Annotated in this window: 18 protein-coding genes; 8 read left to right on the forward strand and 10 right to left on the reverse strand. The window is 60.6% G+C overall.

What is annotated here, in order from left to right; genetic code table 11:
• Nucleotides 1–3: 3 nt before the first annotated feature.
• Nucleotides 4–2,115, reverse strand: a complete 2,112-nt coding sequence (locus VXM69_RS14810; RefSeq protein ID WP_367189805.1) for a type VI secretion system Vgr family protein — start codon at nucleotides 2,113–2,115, stop codon at nucleotides 4–6.
• 141 nt (nucleotides 2,116–2,256) lie between these two features.
• Between VXM69_RS14810 and VXM69_RS14815 the strand changes: the two genes are divergently transcribed.
• The 6 genes from VXM69_RS14815 (at nucleotide 2,257) to VXM69_RS14840 (ending at nucleotide 6,857) form a co-directional block, all read left to right on the forward strand.
• Complete coding sequence (locus tag VXM69_RS14815; RefSeq protein WP_367189806.1) at nucleotides 2,257–2,778, forward strand: type VI secretion system baseplate subunit TssF; 522 nt, start codon at nucleotides 2,257–2,259, stop codon at nucleotides 2,776–2,778.
• On the forward strand, nucleotides 2,678–3,685 hold the full coding sequence (istA, locus tag VXM69_RS14820) for an IS21 family transposase (protein WP_367189807.1): 1,008 nt from the start codon (nucleotides 2,678–2,680) through the stop codon (nucleotides 3,683–3,685). The genes VXM69_RS14815 and istA overlap by 101 nt, the downstream gene beginning before the upstream one ends.
• The gene (gene istB / locus VXM69_RS14825; RefSeq protein ID WP_367189808.1) at nucleotides 3,682–4,455 is read left to right on the forward strand and encodes an IS21-like element ISBcen13 family helper ATPase IstB; all 774 of its coding nucleotides are present in this window, start codon (nucleotides 3,682–3,684) and stop codon (nucleotides 4,453–4,455) included. The genes istA and istB overlap by 4 nt, the downstream gene beginning before the upstream one ends.
• Nucleotides 4,456–4,581: 126 nt before the next feature.
• A complete protein-coding gene (locus VXM69_RS14830; protein WP_279612793.1) occupies nucleotides 4,582–4,986 on the forward strand; it encodes a transposase in 405 nt (134 codons plus the stop codon).
• Nucleotides 4,983–5,327 (forward strand): IS66 family insertion sequence element accessory protein TnpB, encoded by a 345-nt coding sequence (gene tnpB / locus VXM69_RS14835; RefSeq protein WP_175908252.1) that lies wholly within the window; start codon nucleotides 4,983–4,985, stop codon nucleotides 5,325–5,327. Before VXM69_RS14830 ends, tnpB (VXM69_RS14835) begins: the two co-directional genes overlap by 4 nt.
• 39 nt (nucleotides 5,328–5,366) lie before the next feature.
• Entirely contained in the window at nucleotides 5,367–6,857 is a 1,491-nt protein-coding gene (locus VXM69_RS14840; protein ID WP_367189809.1) for an IS66 family transposase, read from the forward strand.
• A 31-nt stretch (nucleotides 6,858–6,888) separates the two neighbouring features.
• Here the strand turns inward: VXM69_RS14840 and VXM69_RS14845 are convergent, their stop codons facing one another.
• The 3 genes from VXM69_RS14845 to VXM69_RS14855 are packed head-to-tail and all read right to left on the reverse strand — an operon-like array spanning nucleotide 6,889 to nucleotide 9,269.
• Nucleotides 6,889–8,460 (reverse strand): IS66 family transposase, encoded by a 1,572-nt coding sequence (locus tag VXM69_RS14845; protein ID WP_367188812.1) that lies wholly within the window; start codon nucleotides 8,458–8,460, stop codon nucleotides 6,889–6,891.
• Nucleotides 8,461–8,511: 51 nt separating this feature from the next.
• Complete coding sequence (tnpB, locus tag VXM69_RS14850; RefSeq protein WP_038785480.1) at nucleotides 8,512–8,859, reverse strand: IS66 family insertion sequence element accessory protein TnpB; 348 nt, start codon at nucleotides 8,857–8,859, stop codon at nucleotides 8,512–8,514.
• Nucleotides 8,856–9,269, reverse strand: coding sequence for a transposase (locus tag VXM69_RS14855; protein ID WP_080298168.1), 414 nt, complete (start codon nucleotides 9,267–9,269; stop codon nucleotides 8,856–8,858). The genes tnpB (VXM69_RS14850) and VXM69_RS14855 overlap by 4 nt, the downstream gene beginning before the upstream one ends.
• Before the next feature lie 31 nt (nucleotides 9,270–9,300).
• Between VXM69_RS14855 and VXM69_RS14860 the strand changes: the two genes are divergently transcribed.
• Entirely contained in the window at nucleotides 9,301–9,444 is a 144-nt protein-coding gene (locus VXM69_RS14860; RefSeq protein WP_367189810.1) for a hypothetical protein, read from the forward strand.
• 59 nt (nucleotides 9,445–9,503) lie between these two features.
• A complete protein-coding gene (tssF, locus tag VXM69_RS14865; protein WP_367189811.1) occupies nucleotides 9,504–11,123 on the forward strand; it encodes a type VI secretion system baseplate subunit TssF in 1,620 nt (539 codons plus the stop codon).
• Between the two features lies 1 nt (nucleotide 11,124).
• Here tssF and VXM69_RS14870 read toward each other — a convergent pair whose 3' ends face one another.
• The 6 genes from VXM69_RS14870 to VXM69_RS14895 form a co-directional block, all read right to left on the reverse strand.
• Entirely contained in the window at nucleotides 11,125–11,697 is a 573-nt protein-coding gene (locus VXM69_RS14870) for a hypothetical protein (protein ID WP_126360742.1), read from the reverse strand.
• A 21-nt stretch (nucleotides 11,698–11,718) separates the two neighbouring features.
• Nucleotides 11,719–12,096, reverse strand: a complete 378-nt coding sequence (locus VXM69_RS14875; RefSeq protein WP_047898728.1) for a DUF3592 domain-containing protein — start codon at nucleotides 12,094–12,096, stop codon at nucleotides 11,719–11,721.
• 97 nt (nucleotides 12,097–12,193) lie between these two features.
• Complete coding sequence (locus VXM69_RS14880) at nucleotides 12,194–12,526, reverse strand: hypothetical protein (protein WP_367189812.1); 333 nt, start codon at nucleotides 12,524–12,526, stop codon at nucleotides 12,194–12,196.
• Nucleotides 12,527–12,617: 91 nt separating this feature from the next.
• On the reverse strand, nucleotides 12,618–14,183 hold the full coding sequence (locus VXM69_RS14885) for an IS66 family transposase (protein WP_367189789.1): 1,566 nt from the start codon (nucleotides 14,181–14,183) through the stop codon (nucleotides 12,618–12,620).
• A gap of 31 nt (nucleotides 14,184–14,214) precedes the next feature.
• A complete protein-coding gene (tnpB, locus tag VXM69_RS14890; protein ID WP_121863073.1) occupies nucleotides 14,215–14,565 on the reverse strand; it encodes an IS66 family insertion sequence element accessory protein TnpB in 351 nt (116 codons plus the stop codon).
• Nucleotides 14,541–15,083: a transposase gene (locus VXM69_RS14895; protein WP_175907237.1), complete on the reverse strand. Its 543-nt coding sequence runs from the start codon at nucleotides 15,081–15,083 to the stop codon at nucleotides 14,541–14,543. Before VXM69_RS14895 ends, tnpB (VXM69_RS14890) begins: the two co-directional genes overlap by 25 nt.
• Nucleotide 15,084 lies beyond the last annotated feature (1 nt).

A 15,084-nucleotide genomic window follows, 5' to 3' on the forward strand; every position in this document is an offset into this window, starting at 1 on the left:
CGCTTAGTTCAGATCGACGGTCTTGCCGTCAACCTTCACCGCGTCGGAACCGAGAATGTCGATGCTCGTCCCACTAATCGTAATGTGGCCGCTGCTTTCGAGAACGATTGACGCTTTACCGGTTCGCAGTTCAATGCGATCGCCTGCGGTAACCGTGTAGGTCTTGCCCACCATCGTGGTTTTCGACAGGCCCACCTCCTCGGCGCTGGCAAGGCCGGCCGCAGTGTTGATCGCGCCCGCTACCGTCACGGTATACGCGCCGCCCACGGTCAGTGCTTTCGCAAGCCCGACCGTCTCCGTCGACGTCAGTGCAATCAAGAGGTTCTCCATCCCCTGGATCGTCTCGTTTCGGTTACCGCCGACCGTCAGCGTCTCGTTGTTGCCAACGGTCTCGGTGCGATCCACGCCAACGTGAATCGTCTCGTTGTTGTCGACCGTTTCCGTGCGATCGTGGCCGACGTGAACCGTTTCGTCATGGTCGATATTCTTGCTGCGATCATTGCCGACCCAGTGCGACTCGTTGTGCTCGACCTCGATGCGCTGATCCTTCTCGGCGTGAAGCCAGACCTCTTCTTCGCCCTTCTTGTCCTCGAAACGGATCGCATTGGCTGTGTTGACGTTACCGGTCTTGGTCGAGCGCGTCAGAATCCCGCTCTGTGTCGCGTTTGCTGGCAATGCCCACGGCGGCATGTTCTGCGAGTTGTAAACGCGTGATGTCACCAGGGGACGGTCCGGATTTCCGTCCAGGAAACTCACGACCACCTCATCCCCGATTCGCGGAATTTGAACCATCCCGAAACCGCTGCCCGCCCACGGCTGGCTCACACGCACCCAGCAGGAGCTACCTTGGTCGCGTTTGCCGAGACGATCCCAGTGGAACTGTACCTTCACCCGGCCGAGGCTATCCGTATAAATCTCCTCGCCTTTCGGCCCGACGACGATCGCCGTTTGCGGCCCGACGATCGTCGGACGCTCGCCCTCGAATGCCGGGCGATACGGAATTTTCTTGCGAATGCAGGTGAAGCTGCACGAGTATGCTGAGCTACCTTCACCGGGCTCATAGTTGTTTGTGCCAGCATGAGAGACGGTCAACAACAGGAACTGACGGTCTTCCTGTTTAGTACTGGCATGATCGTAATGGTCATCCAGTTCGAAGTATCGACACGGCATCATCCGTCGACCGGTCGTCGTACCGACAAACGTCTTGCTGTGTGCAGCCAACGCCTCTGTTCGGAAGCGCGTGAGCTCTTCACCCCGATCACTGTCAGCGAAACCATGCTCGCCGAGATAGTCGTAGATCTCGTAGGACGGTACGTCGCCTTGATTGACTTCCGAGCCACCCGACACGAATCGCCTGGCATGGGGAATTTTGTAGTCGAAAGTTTTCAGTCCAACCGTATCCGGCGCAAGCTGACGCTGCGCTTGAAACGACGTGACAACGGCTAGATTGTCCATCGCCTCGCCCTGGTTGTACTGTAACGACGGGCTACGCCCGTCGATCGGCTTCGCGGTCACCGAGTTATCGGCAATGATCAGCTTGTGCCCATCCTTCGCATGCTCGAAGTAATAGAACAGGCCATCCTCTCGCATCAGCCGTTCGACAAAGGCTAGATCGGTTTCCCTGTACTGGGTGCAGTAGCTACGATTCTTGGTTCCCTTCGACAGACGGAACTCGAACGACGCGAGCTTGCCGTACTCCCGGAACACGCGTGAGAGGATCGACTCGGTGTTCTCTTCCTGGAAAATGCGAATGTCCTGTCGACGAGAGAGCATCCACAGCCACGGCAGGATCGTCGCGCTATACATCGCAAAGCCGCCATCCGTGTCCAGATGCGAAAACGCTGCGACGTATCCGTGGAAGTAGCGCTCTTCGGAGCTGGCGAGCGCATCGGTCAACTGTAACGTGATTGTCACCGGTTGGCCGATCAGCTTCTTCAGCTCGATATTCTTGTCCTGCGATGCGAGCCGGGCATGCATCTCGAAATTTTGAGATACCCCCTCGGTACAATGGAAATCGACGAGCACGAGATCCGATCGACCTTTCAATGGGGTTTCGATCGTAAACAGGCGATTGCTCTGGAGCTGGAAGAAGCTCGCAATTTCTGACATTTGCATATGTAGCCTCGGAATCTCTCAGCGGAGGGGGCAGTTTCTTGTCGGCGCGGCCATTCTAATATGTCTGCGCGCCATTTGGACTAGATGTCGGCCCCGGAAAACAGGGACCGATTATCGTGAATCATTGAATATTTGCAGCGAATGGACCATCTGCTGTCACATTACGAACGTGAAGTCGGACTGCTTGCACGCAGTCTGGCGGAGTTCGCTCGGCGCTTTCCGAAGATTGCAGCACGCCTCGGCATGACTGGCGGACACGTCGAAGACCTGCACGTCGACCGAATGGTACAGACGTTCGCCCTACTAGCAGCTCGTGTAGATGCGAAGCTTGATGATGATTACCCGCAATTCACCGAGGCACTTCTCGAAATTGCCTATCCGCAGTATCTGCGCACCGTCCCGTCATGCGCGGTTGCCTCGTTCGACCCATCGGTTCTGTTCGGCCAGCTTGTTGGGCGCAAAGTAATAATGAGCCACTTCGCGCGAAGTAAATCTAAGCCACCTTTCAGTACAGTCAGCCTTTTGCGCGCAAAGGCTGGCGATGCTCCAGAAGGAACAGTGGATGCAAATCCATGTGCTCAAAGCCCAAGGCGTATCGGAGCGCGAGATCGCGCGGCGCCTGGGCATTTCTCGCAACACGGTGGCGCGGTACCTGTCGGCTGAGGAAGTGCCGCGCTACAAGCCGCGTGAACCGCGGCCAACCAAGCTCGGAGCGTTCGAGGCGTACATCATCGAGCGCATGAGGGCCGCAGCACCGGAGATCATCGCAGCGCCGGCGCTGCTGCGCGAGTTGCGGGCGCGCGGCTACGAGGGCCAACTGCGAAGCCTGCAGGCTTTCATGAACACGCATAAGCCCATGCCGAAGCCCGATCCAGTCGTAAGGTTCGAGACCGAGCCCGGTCGGCAGATGCAGTGCGATTTCGTTGTCTTCCGACGAGGCACCGACCCGCTTTACGCCTTCACCGCCACGCTCGGCTTCAGTCGTTGGCGCTGGGCACGCTTCACCACCGATGAACGCGCCGAGACGCTGGTTGCCTGTCATCATGCGCTGTTCGAAGCCTTGGGTGGCATTCCTCGCGAGATCCTTTACGACAACGCCAAGACCATCGTTGTCGAACGCGATGCTTATGGCGACGGCCAACATCGCTGGCACGCCGGCCTGCTCGATCTGGCCAAGCGGTACGGCTTCCTGCCCAGATTGTGCCAACCGTACCGCGCGCAGACCAAGGGCAAGGTCGAGCGATTCCACCGCTATTTGCGCGGCAATTTCTATGTGCCGCTGGCAAGCCAGCTTAAACAATCCGGCTTGATGCTCGATGCCGCGACTGCGAACGTCGAGGTGAGTAAATGGCTGCGCGACGTGGCCAACCAGCGCGTGCATCCGGTTACCGGGCAGGCACCCGCGATTCTGTTGGAGCAACGAGAACGGGCTTGCTTGCTCGATATGCCTGGCTACACATTGCCCCGATTGCCGGCTCGCGCCGTCGCTCGGCCGCGCGTTGATCCCGCGATGTCGATCCAGCACCCGTTGTCCATCTACCAGCAATTACTGACCGAGGTGCGCGCATGAACTTGCAGCAGGAACGCATCGACGGGCACTGCCAAAGCCTGAAGCTCGAGGGACTCATGCACCGATACGTCGCTCTGGCCAGCGACGCGGCGGCCAAGCAATGGAGTTTCCTCGACTTCCTCGAGAACGCGCTCTCGCACGAACGAGAGACGAGGCAAGTTCGTTCGCGGCAAACACTGGTGCGCATGGCCGGGTTTCCCGCCATCAAGACACTGGATGACTACGACTACAGCTTCGCCGTCGGGGTCCCGCGCGAGGCAATCGACGAGCTTGCCACGCTACGCTTCATCGAGCGAGGCGAGAACGCCGTGTTGCTTGGTCCGTCGGGCGTGGGCAAGACGCACCTCGCGATCGCCATCGGATATGCAGCGACGCAGGCCGGCATCAAGACGAAGTTCATCACGGCGGCGGATCTGATGTTACAGCTCGAGGCTGCACGCCGACAGGAGCGATACGACGCCGTTCTTCGGCACAACATTCTCGGCCCGAGGCTGCTCATCGTCGATGAGATCGGCTATCTACCGCTCTCGGGCGATCAGGCCAGTCACTTCTTCCAGATCGTCGCCAAGCGCTACGAGCGTGGCTCGATGATCCTGACCAGCAACCTGCCGTTTGCGCAGTGGGACGAAACCTTCGGCGGCAACACCACCCTCACTGCAGCGATGCTCGACCGCATCCTCCACCATGCCCACATCATCCAGATCAAAGGAGACAGCTACAGACTGAAACAGCAACGCAAAGCCGGGCACGTCCCGACATCGAAGAAGTAACGACTGGCTCAGTTTTACTTTGCGCGATCAGGCGCGAAGTGGCTCAGATTTCAGTAAGCGTATCGTGAGGGCCGTTCTTGAACTCGCAGGTAGGAGGGCCCAAAGTAGTTCCCACTATTTTGAGTAGTGGGAACTACTTTGGGCTCAGAGAAGATATCCGCGGGCAGTCGCAAGGGCCGCCCGAATCACAGTCCGGAGTTTCGGCGTCGGATGGTCGAGGCTGCGTGCGAACCAGGTGTGTCGGTGTCCAACCTTGCTCGTGAACACGGTCTGAACGCGAACATGCTGTTTAGATGGCGACGCGAGTATAGAGCTGCGCAGGCCAAGGCAACCGAATTGATTCCAGTGACCATAGTGGCCGATATGCCGAGCGTCGTCGCTCCAGAGGTGTCGATCGCGGCTCTCAAAGTTGCGGAGCCGGCCGCGCCTGGCGGCACGATCGAAGTGCGAATCGGTCGCGCCGTAGTCAAGGTAGATGGCGTGGTCGATCTCGAAACACTGCGGGCGGTGCTGGGGAGTTTGAAGTCGTGATCGGCCTGCCGGCGGGTACGCGGGTATGGATCGCAGCAGGCGTCACCGATATGCGCTGTGGTTTTCCCGGCCTGGCGGCGAAGGTGCAGACGGCGCTGTGCGAGAATCCGCTGAGTGGTGACGTGTTTATTTTTCGCGGGCGCCGTGGGGACCTGATCAAGATTTTGTGGGCGACCGACGACGGGATATGGCTGCTTGCGAAACGGCTCACGAGCGGGCGTTTTGTCTGGCCGCAGGCCGACGGCGGCAAGATCTATCTGACGACGGCCCAGCTGTCCATGGTTCTTGAGGGGATCGATTGGCGGCAACCTCGTCGAACGGCCACGCTGTCGATGGCGTAGTGGTTGTAAACCGCGTGGGAAGCTCGTAAACTGCGCGGCATGCCGCCCGACGATGATCTACCCGACGACGTTGCCATCTTGAAGGCCTTACTGATCGAGGCTCGCGCCTCGCTTGCCGAGCGCGATATTGAGATCGTTGATCGGGACCGAGAAATCGAGCGCCTGAAGGCGCAAATCGACAAACTTCGTCGGATGCACTTCGGTCACAAGTCCGAGCAGTTGGACCGGCTCGAAACGCAGCTCGAGAATCTGGCCAGCGAACAAGGTGTTGCAGATGTTCGCCGAGCGCGCGCTCGGGCACCGAGCTCAGGAATCTCCATCAAGACGCCGAAGGAAACGCTGCCGTCTCATCTGCCACGCGAAGAGCGTGTGCTTGCCCCTGATCCGATTTGTGCGAAGTGCGGTAGCGTCATGCGCCCGCTCGGCGAGGATATGTCAGAGCAGCTCGCGCGCGTGACGGCGGCGTTCAAGGTGATCCGCACGATCCGCCGCAAGATGAGTTGTACCCGATGCAACCATATCGCGCAGCCGCCGATGCCGGGACTGCCGATTGAACGCAGCATCGCTCATCCCAGCCTGCTTGCCGACATCCTCGTTTCGAAGTATGGGGATCACGTTCCGTTGTATCGGCAAACTGCGATTGCGGCCCGCGACGGTGTGCGTCTGGATCGCGCCAACATGGCTCGCTGGATCGGTCAATGCGAAGAGCTCTGCCGACCGCTGATCGAGGCACTACGGCGCTATACGATGGCGCCGGAGAAACTTCATGCGGATGACACGCCGATCCCCGTGCTTGAGCCCGGCAAAGGGAAAACCGTGACGGGCCGCTTATGGGTCTACGTGCGTGATGATCGACGTTCCGGTTCGACACAACCCGCGGCCGTCTGGTTTGCCTACTCGCCGGACCGCCAAGGAATCCACCCTCAGACTCATCTCGCCGGATTCGAAGGTGTCCTGCAGGCGGACGGTTACGCTGGGTTCAACGAACTGTATGAGAGCAGGAAGATCCGCCAGGCAGCATGTTGGGACCACGCGAGACGCTATCTGTTCGAGGTCCACGAATCCGGCCCGTCAGAATTTACAACTCAAGTCCTTGACATGATCGGCGAGCTCTACGGCATCGAAGCCGAGATCCGAGGCAAGCCACCCGATGAGCGTCTACGTGTTCGGCAAGAAAAAAGCAAACCACTGCTCTCGTCTCTCGAAGTACGCTTGAGGGAGAAACTTGAGACGCTCTGGCCGAAGGCACCGCTGGCTGCTGCGATCAACTACTCGCTAAATCGTTGGGAGGCACTCATACTGTTCTGCGATGACGGTCGAATCGAGATCAGCAACGTGCTGGCTGAAAACGCGTTACGCTGCGTATCGCTCGGCAGGAAGAACTTTCTGTTCGCCGGTTCCGACAGCGGCGGAGCGCGGGCGGCCGCGATGTACAGTTTGCTCGGGTCATGCAAACTCAACGGCATCAACCCGCGCACCTACCTCGAATACGTGCTCACGCACATCGTAAGCGCCCGAGCAGTACCGTAGTGCAGGTTGTTGACTGCGGAGCTCTGCGACGCTATCGGATGGGGTCGACGCGAGCAGTAGGCGGCAGCGACGGCGCCACGTTCCACGGCAGCAGCTCGTCGACGCGGTTAGCCGGATAGTCGGCGATGCGCTCGAGCACGTAGGCGAGATACGCCTCGGGATCGAGGCCGTTTAAGCGCGCCGTGCCAATCAGGCTATACATCGCGGCGGCACGTTCGCCACCGGAGTCGGCGCCGGCGAACAGATAGTTCCGCCGTCCGAGAGCGACGGCTCGCAATGCTCGCTCGGCAATCAGGTTGTCGATCTCCGCACACCCATCGCTGCAGTAGTAGACGAGCGCTGGCCAGCGATTCAGCGCGTACCGAATCGCCTTGGTCGTGTCAGATTTTGCAGAGAGGTTGGCGAGCGTCGCTTCGAACCAACGCTTCATGTCGTCGAGCAGCGGCACCGCCCGCGCTTGGCGCACACTGCGCCGTTCGTCGGGCGGCTTGCCGCGGATCTGCTCTTCGATCTTGTAGAGCGCGCCGATCCGGCGCAGCGCCTCCTCCGTCACGGCGTTGGGGCGCACCGCATGCAGGTCGTGGATCTTCCGGCGCGCGTGAGCCATACATGCGGCTTCCTGGACGCGCCCGTCGAGATATAGCTCGGCATAGCCCGCGAACGCATCGGCCTGCAGCACACCAGTGAAGTCAGCGAGATGTCGCTGCGGATGCTCACCGCGGCGATCTGACGTGTAGGCGAACCAGGCCGCCGGCGGTTCGTCGGAGCCGCTCGGCCGATCATCGCGCACGTAGACCCAGAGACGTCCTGTCTTCGTTCGACCGTTGCCCGGCGCCAGCACCGGCAGCGGAGTGTCGTCCGCATGCACCTTACCGCAGGCCAGCGTGTAGCGGCGCACGGCGTCGACCAACGGTGCGAGCAGCGCCGTGATGCTGCCCATCCAGTAGCCCATCGCGCCGGGATCGATCTCGACGCCGTCACGCGCGTACATCACCGCCTGGCGGTGCAGCGGAAGGTGGTACGCGAACTTCGACACGGCGATGTGGGCGAGCAGCGCCGGACCCGGGATGCCCCGATCGATCGGGCGGCTCGGCGCCGCAGCCTGCACGATGCGATCGCAGCGCGCGCAGGCCAGCTTCGGGCGGCGATGACGGATCACACGGAAGTGCGCACGCACGTATTCGAGTTGCTCCGCGACGTCTTCGCCCAACGGCTTGAGCTGTCCACCGCAATCGGGGCAGTCATCATCGGCGGGCAGATGGACGCGCTCTTCGCGTTCAAGATGTTCGGGTAGCGGCTTGCGGCTCGGACCTTCGCGGCGCGGCCGCTTTGCCTCGGGAGCGGCTGCTACATCGGCGGCGCCTTCGTCGGCCTGCAGATCCTCCAGCCGCAATTCGAGCTGCTCGATCTGACGATCCAGCTTCTCCGATTTACGGCCGAACTGCATGCGGCGCAGTTTCGCGATCGTGAGCTTTAGGTGCTCGATCTCAAGTGAGCGCGACGAGAGTTGCTGCCGCAGCTCGGCGACCTGGGCGTCGCGCTCACGCAGCAACGCTTTCAAAGCGTCGATGTCGTCGGGCAGCGCGGTCGAGGTCGATTCCATGAGGACAGTTTACGACTGCCCATGATCACGCGAGCACCAGTTAACAATGGTTTACAGCGCGCTGCGTGGGCGCGCGGCTTCGACCGGCTGCCGCCAATCGAAACCCTCGAGCAAGAGCGACAGTTGGGCGGTTGTGAGCGCGACCACGCCGGCGTCAGCACGCGGCCACGCAAAACGCCCCTTCTCGAGCCGCTTCGCCAATAAACATAGCCCGCCGTCGCTCCAATACAAGCACTTCAGCAGGTCACCGCGCTTGCCCCGGAACACGAACACGTGTCCAGAGAACGGATCTTTCTCCAGCACCGTCTGTACCTTCGCGGCCAACGAATTGAAGCCGCATCGCATATCGGTGACGCCCGCCGCGATCCAGATCCGCGTGTTTTGAGGCAGACCGATCATCGTAAAATGCGATCGAGAACAGAACGCAGCACGTCCGGGTCTGGCGCGCCTTCGATGCGAATCGACGTCTTGCCATGCTGGATCTGGATCGAGCCGGACGGTATGTTGTCGGTCGCAGTCGGCACCTCGAGCGCCATCGACGGCTGAGACGGTTCGTTGACGACAACCGGCAGCATTGCGTCTGGAATCGCATCGTCCGTTAGCAGGCCTTGCGCATGGAGGCGACGCCATGCCCACACCTGATTGGCATTGATGCCGTTCTCGCGAGCAACACGGGCGACCGATGCGCCGGGCTCGAATGTCAGCGCGACGATGGTCCGCTTCCATTCCGTGGGATGTCGGCGAGTTTGCCGTTTCGGCGGGATCTCGACTGTCTGAGTCACTCTGTCCACAACTCCTATCGTGGACACGACTGGTCATTCGTGTCCTTCACAGGACATCATGGCACTCGTCACCGAGCGTTCACAGACGGTACTGGTCTCGTGCTTACCGCACATCGCCGATTACCAGATCAATCGTGTCGACGAATTGCTGCCCTGGAACGTCGCCAAGCTGCTGCTCCCAGTCCCCGGCACTGCGAACTGATCCGGTCTGCCCACGGCAGGCATAGCCTGCCGCGCTCTGCGCCGCCTGTCCAGAAAATTTTGGACGGCCCTCACGCTACGCTTACGATTTCAAATGCGTTTGACAAGCTTACAGAACCGTTGACGATAGCGCGCGGCACGATGCTGGACGCCAATGCCGCACCGTGCCGTTTCCGTACCGTCTATGACGTCACGTTATCGCCATTGCGCATTCACTCGGCGCGTTATTCGCCGGCGACGCTTGCTCCGGCAGCAGCACGCATTCCGTCGGAAGTGACGGGGATCCTTTCGATTTCCTTTGCAAGCGAATCCGCGTCGCAAGCATTTGATGAGGCCATTCCGTCCGCCCCGGTTCGAGTGCATTTGACCGGGGAGCGGCCGCTCGTCGCCGCGCTTGCCGATACGCTGCTGCTCCGCGCATCAGGCGCGTACGTGGAAGTGGACGACAGCGGACGCTGGATCAGCTTGTCGAAAGTGCCGATCGAGCCGGCCGGCTTCGCCGATGAAGAGCAATTGCTACCGCACGAAGGCAACACGAGCGCGCAATCCTTCCGGAATCTCGTGGAGTATTTTGCCTTCCCCGAGAAGTTCGATTTCGTCGACATCGACCTGGGGCGAATTCGTCGCGCCGCACGCGCCGCCGCAGCTCGACGGCTAACGCTTCACATCGCCGTGCGAGGCACGGCCCATGACTCCGCCGCCGCTCAGATCCTGGCGACGCTGAACACCAGCACAGTCCGATTGTTTTGCACGCCGGTCATCAACCTGTTCGAACGCGTCGCAACGCCTATCCAGCTAACCAGTCACGATGCCACCTATCCGATCACCCCGATCCCGTTGGCAACCGGCATTCCGCTGAGCGTCTATTCGGTTGAAGCCGTCTATCTGGGTGAGCGTACGAAATCGGACGAAGACAAGGCCCTCATCGCTTCACGTGCGACACCGCGCACACAGGTGTGGCCGTATCGTGCATTCAGTCATGCGCGACCGACGGATTCGTCTGCCGTCTATTGGTTGGCCTACCGAGATCCGGAAGCCTCGCCGGACGGAGCACCTGCGGAATCGCTACTGGCTTTGGTGGACTTAAAGGGTCAAACCGCTCATCCACGATATCCTCAGGTCGATGTCGATGTACTGGCGACCAACGGAGAAATGCCGTCCCGGTTGCCGATAAGTGCGCCGGATAGCGATCTTCTGTACGAGGGCTCAGCGCTGGCATGCCCGATTACCCTACTCTCTCGTCCGACCTTGCCGGCAGCCTTGCCGCGCGGCGGTGCACTTTGGCGCGTCCTGTCGGCGTTGGCGCCGCATCCACTTGACCTGACGCGAGCCGGACTACCCGCCCTGAAGGAGTTTCTGCGTTTCCATGCCCCGCGTTCCAGCGTGGTTGCCCAACGTTGCATCGATGCGATCGTATCCCTCGACCACAAGCCGGCAATCAGGTGGATGTCTCTCGACAACCAGTTCCCGTCATTTGTTCGCGGTGTGGAGATCCTGCTTTCATTCTCGGAGGCGGCGACCAGAGATGTTAGCCTGCATCGGTTCTCGGCCGTCATGGACCGGTTCTTCGGCCCGTACGCTCACTCAAACAGCTACGTTCAGCTCGTCGTGTTATCGGCAGAGAGCGGCAAGGAGCTTTTGCGATGCGCGCCGCAGCCCGGCACGCAACCGTTGGTCTAGCTCAGTGAACATACCCGGCAAGAATCCCGATACTCGCCCCGGCCTGGAAGCCCACTGTTTGCCCTCGCATGATCAATACAGCCGGAGCCTCTGAAATTGCTCGTTGGAGCAGCCAACTGAAGCCAGGACCTGATAGCCCCGCTGCCAGCAACGCAGGATTCATGCCGAGCAACATTGCATCGCCCGCCCAGCCATAAATCGCCGACAACGACCCGTCGACATAAATCGTTCCGCCCTGAAAATCCGATCGCGACAGTTCAGTACCGCGAAACGCGCTCGTCATGTAGATACTGCCGTAACTCGGGAAGTCCAATGTGGAGCCCGCCGCCCCAACGCTGCGGCCCCGAATCGGCGGCAGCTTGATCTCAGGTGTCGAGAACCTCGGCAATTTGATTTTTGGGATCTTCAGACCCGCGCCGATCCCGACGCCGACGCCACCGTAGTAGAAGCTCTGATCGTGCTTCTCAGGGTCGGTCAGTATGATCGTGCCGCCCGTTGCCATTACGATCTCAACGCTCAGGCCACCGCCTGCCCCGGTGTTATAGGTCCACTTGCTCAGCCTCAGAAATGACATGCCCGCGCCCCAGTGATCTGGTTATTGTCGTGACGGAAGGTTGATCAGCCCACAAACGATGAAGCCCAATCCGAAGGCAGCGAAAAAGACCGCATTCCCCCAGATCGCATCGAACCGATCGATTCTCGCAGTCGGAATCGGATTCTCGGCAAGATAGCGCACCTGTGGTCGATCGCCGACGGCCATTTTTGACACGATACCGCCTTGCGGATACGAAACGTGTTCGCCTGACTTGGTCATGAACTCGATTTCAGGGTGATAACCGCCCGCGTTCAACTTCACCACTTCGCCCGGCACCATGATCGACGTCCGCATGAATTCACGCGTCAGCTGGACGTTTATCGCCGCTGCGATCAAAAAGCCGACTCCGATCACAACAAAGGCTACGGCCTTGTACATAAATGTGCTCGCTCGTTCGTCAAATAGCAGTCGGGATGATACACAACGCGAGTCCCGCACATGGGACTATCCGACGGCATCCAGCCCATCCAAGAGATTACAAACCAAGCTTGTCGGAGCGCACAATTGTCGGCCCAACAAAAATGACTTTGCGCAACGACGATTGCGGACCATGCGGCTGCATCTTGAAATGCGGGCGACGCCAGTGCGGACTCTTTTCGTGATGCGGTACGGCAGTCTCATTGCCTTCCGCACCAATCGGCTCCCAATCCAGAACCGCCGGTCCCACGATATGTCGATCGTACAAGTACTCGATCTCCGCGAGTCGTTCTCGACGTTTGCGCTGCCCTAGTCCGTTGAACTCCCTCGGTGCCCGACTATAAGCAAGATCGGCTTCTACATGCGCATCTGGAAGCTTCAGATACAGCATCAATTTTACGACGTAGTCGAATACCTGCTGCCAATAGACAAGAGCCGTCTCGCGCCTCTCCGGAGCGTACGCGGTCTTTTAACGACGCCCCTCAGTGGTTGAGGGCAGCAGGCATTCTCCAAGGCATGAGATCGGCGTAGTCGTCGGCAGTTGCAGCGAGCGGCAACCTGGTGAACAGCCAGACCAGATAGCGATACGGCTCGATGCCGTTCGCCTTGCACGTCTCGACGAGGGAGTACAGGTTGGCACTGGCCTGCGCGCCGGCGACAGTATCGGAGAACAGCCAGCCCTTGCGGCCGACGACGAACGGCCGGATCGCGTTCTCGCACAGGTTGTTCGAGATCGGCCAGTTGCCGTTACCGACGTAGCGGACCAGCTTGGGCCACTGTCCGCTCATGTACTGCAATGCCTTGCCGAGCAGACTCGACGGCACGACGCCTGGCAGATGCTCGACCAGCATGCGCTCGATGATGGTGAGCACGCGGGCGCTGTACCGGGCACGCAGTCGCTGCCGGCGTTCAGACTTCCACTTCGCGCTGCGCGCCTCGGCCGCGAACAGCTTGCCGATCAGCACGACGAAGCGCGTCGCCAGTAGGTCCGGCGAGCGTGCCGCCTTCGGCACCGACTCCTCGGCCTTGATGAAGCCGCGGCGCACGTGTGCCCAGCATCCGAGATGCACGAGCTGGTGATCGTGGGCGATGCCGTTGTAGAGCTCGTACCCGTCAGTCATCAGCACGGTGCCAGGCTGCACGCCGGCATAGAGCTTCTGCGCATGCTGGGCGCCGCGCCCCGGCGAGTACGAGAACATCCGCACAGGCGGCCCCGAGCCGTTGATCTGCGCCCACAGGTAACTCTTTGCTTGCGGCCTTCGTCCCGGTTCCTTCAGCACCTGGAACGTTGTCTCGTCGCCGTAGATCAGGTCCGATTCGAGCAGCGCGTCGCGCATCAGATTGATCACCGGCTGCGTGGCGAGCCCCACCCGCACTACGCTGGCGGCCAGCGTGTTCGACGAGATGGCGCCGCCGAAGCGACGCAGCAGCGTGGCCTGGCGATACAGCGGCATGCCGTACTGGTACTTGCCGGTGATGATCCACGCCAGCGCGGATTCCGTGAGCAGCCCGCGAGGGATGATACGCGCCGGTGCGGGCGTGACCTTGATACCGAGATCGCAGCATGGGCACGCGTATTTGACCCGTTGGTGCTGAACGACGCACACTTGCTCGGGAATCACGTCGAGCTGTTCGCTCGTTTCCACGCCGATCTCGACGAGAGCATGGCCATCATGCGCGCAGAACCGTTCGGACTCGGGCAACTCGTGTCGCACGACCTCGCGCGGCAGGTTCGGATCGAGTGGTTTGCGCCCACGCTTGCCGCGCGTGTGAGCGGCGACCGATGTGCCGGGCATATCCTCGCGCGCGGGCGCGTCGGTAGTCGTCGCCAGCGCCTCGGCTTCGTTGAACAGACCGAGCTGGTCAGCATGGCGCGCTTCGCTCGATGCGCCGAACAGTTCGTGCTTGTAGGCCCGCAGTTTCTCCTCGGCCAGATCGCGCTGAGCCGTCACGAGTCGAAGCTCACCGCGCAGCGCATCGCGTTCGGCGCTCGCGGCAATCAGCGCCTCGTACTCCTCGGCGCTCAACATGACGGGATTGTTCGGCATGGCCGGTTAGACCATGTCGCCCTCGTCGTGTTCAGCTCATCCGCGCGTAATATCGCTGGGGATGCTTCTGGATCACGGCCAGGTCGATTCCGTCGAGCAGCCAGTGCAACTGCTCAGCGCTGAGCGTGATCGTGTCGCCTCCGTTCGGCCAGACGAAGCGGTCGGCTTCGAGTCGCTTGAGCAGCAACCAGAAGCCGTTGCCGCCCCAGCCGAGAATCTTGATGCGATCGCGTCGTCGGTTGCCGAACACGAACAGCGCCGAGGTCATCAGATTCAGGCGCATCGCCTGTTCGACCAGAATCGACAACCCGTTGATGCCCATGCGGAAGTCGACTGGATCGCGATGCAGATAAACCTTCAGCTCTTCGTCGAACCGGAACACGGCAGCCTCCCGAGCATCTGGATCACCGTGGCCAGCTCATCGACACTCGCCTCGCCGAGATCAAATTCGACACCATTGGACAAGCGCACATGTAACGAGAGCGCCATCAACGACGGGGCTGGTGGCAGTACTGGGGAAACGGCAGGCACGGTCGACGCAGTCGTGACGACAGGAACGAATGCCCGCGCTTCACTCATCGGAACCCGACGGGCAGTGCCCGGAATGTCGATCGATACGCCGTCGATCACCAGCGGGTCCGGCCTCGTTGGGGTTTGCAGCGTATGCTGCTGATGGCGCGAGATCCAGCGGCGCAACTGATTCGGATTGACGTCATGGTCCATAGCCGCCCGGGCGATCGATACCCCCGGCTTCAGGCAAAACTCGACCAGCTCCCGCACGGCATCTTCATCAAATTCCCGCCGGCCATCCCGTCGTTGGCCAACTACCAGTCTGCTTCGAAGGTCCTGTTTCTCTGTCATCATGGTCTGAGTGCATGTGTCCACGCGGACACTTAGCATC

Origin of the sequence: Burkholderia sp. Ed8 (assembly GCF_040761425.1) — a bacterium.
Taxonomy (GTDB): Bacteria; Pseudomonadota; Gammaproteobacteria; order Burkholderiales; family Burkholderiaceae; genus Burkholderia; species Burkholderia seminalis.

What these genes read in the sequence shown, in the direction of transcription:
- VXM69_RS14840 (WP_367189809.1), top strand. Translation starts at nt 5,367, where the DNA reads ATGCCGCCCGACGATGATCTACCCGACGACGTTGCCATCTTGAAGGCC.
- VXM69_RS14880 (WP_367189812.1), bottom strand. Translation starts at nt 12,526, where the DNA reads ATGCTGTATCTGAAGCTTCCAGATGCGCATGTAGAAGCCGATCTTGCT.
- VXM69_RS14815 (WP_367189806.1), top strand. Translation starts at nt 2,257, where the DNA reads ATGGACCATCTGCTGTCACATTACGAACGTGAAGTCGGACTGCTTGCA.
- VXM69_RS14810 (WP_367189805.1), bottom strand. Translation starts at nt 2,115, where the DNA reads ATGCAAATGTCAGAAATTGCGAGCTTCTTCCAGCTCCAGAGCAATCGC.
- VXM69_RS14895 (WP_175907237.1), bottom strand. Translation starts at nt 15,083, where the DNA reads ATGCTAAGTGTCCGCGTGGACACATGCACTCAGACCATGATGACAGAG.
- VXM69_RS14860 (WP_367189810.1), top strand. Translation starts at nt 9,301, where the DNA reads ATGGCACTCGTCACCGAGCGTTCACAGACGGTACTGGTCTCGTGCTTA.
- VXM69_RS14870 (WP_126360742.1), bottom strand. Translation starts at nt 11,697, where the DNA reads ATGTCATTTCTGAGGCTGAGCAAGTGGACCTATAACACCGGGGCAGGC.
- tnpB (WP_038785480.1), bottom strand. Translation starts at nt 8,859, where the DNA reads ATGATCGGTCTGCCTCAAAACACGCGGATCTGGATCGCGGCGGGCGTC.
- VXM69_RS14885 (WP_367189789.1), bottom strand. Translation starts at nt 14,183, where the DNA reads ATGCCGAACAATCCCGTCATGTTGAGCGCCGAGGAGTACGAGGCGCTG.
- istB (WP_367189808.1), top strand. Translation starts at nt 3,682, where the DNA reads ATGAACTTGCAGCAGGAACGCATCGACGGGCACTGCCAAAGCCTGAAG.
- VXM69_RS14845 (WP_367188812.1), bottom strand. Translation starts at nt 8,460, where the DNA reads ATGGAATCGACCTCGACCGCGCTGCCCGACGACATCGACGCTTTGAAA.
- VXM69_RS14875 (WP_047898728.1), bottom strand. Translation starts at nt 12,096, where the DNA reads ATGTACAAGGCCGTAGCCTTTGTTGTGATCGGAGTCGGCTTTTTGATC.
- istA (WP_367189807.1), top strand. Translation starts at nt 2,678, where the DNA reads ATGCAAATCCATGTGCTCAAAGCCCAAGGCGTATCGGAGCGCGAGATC.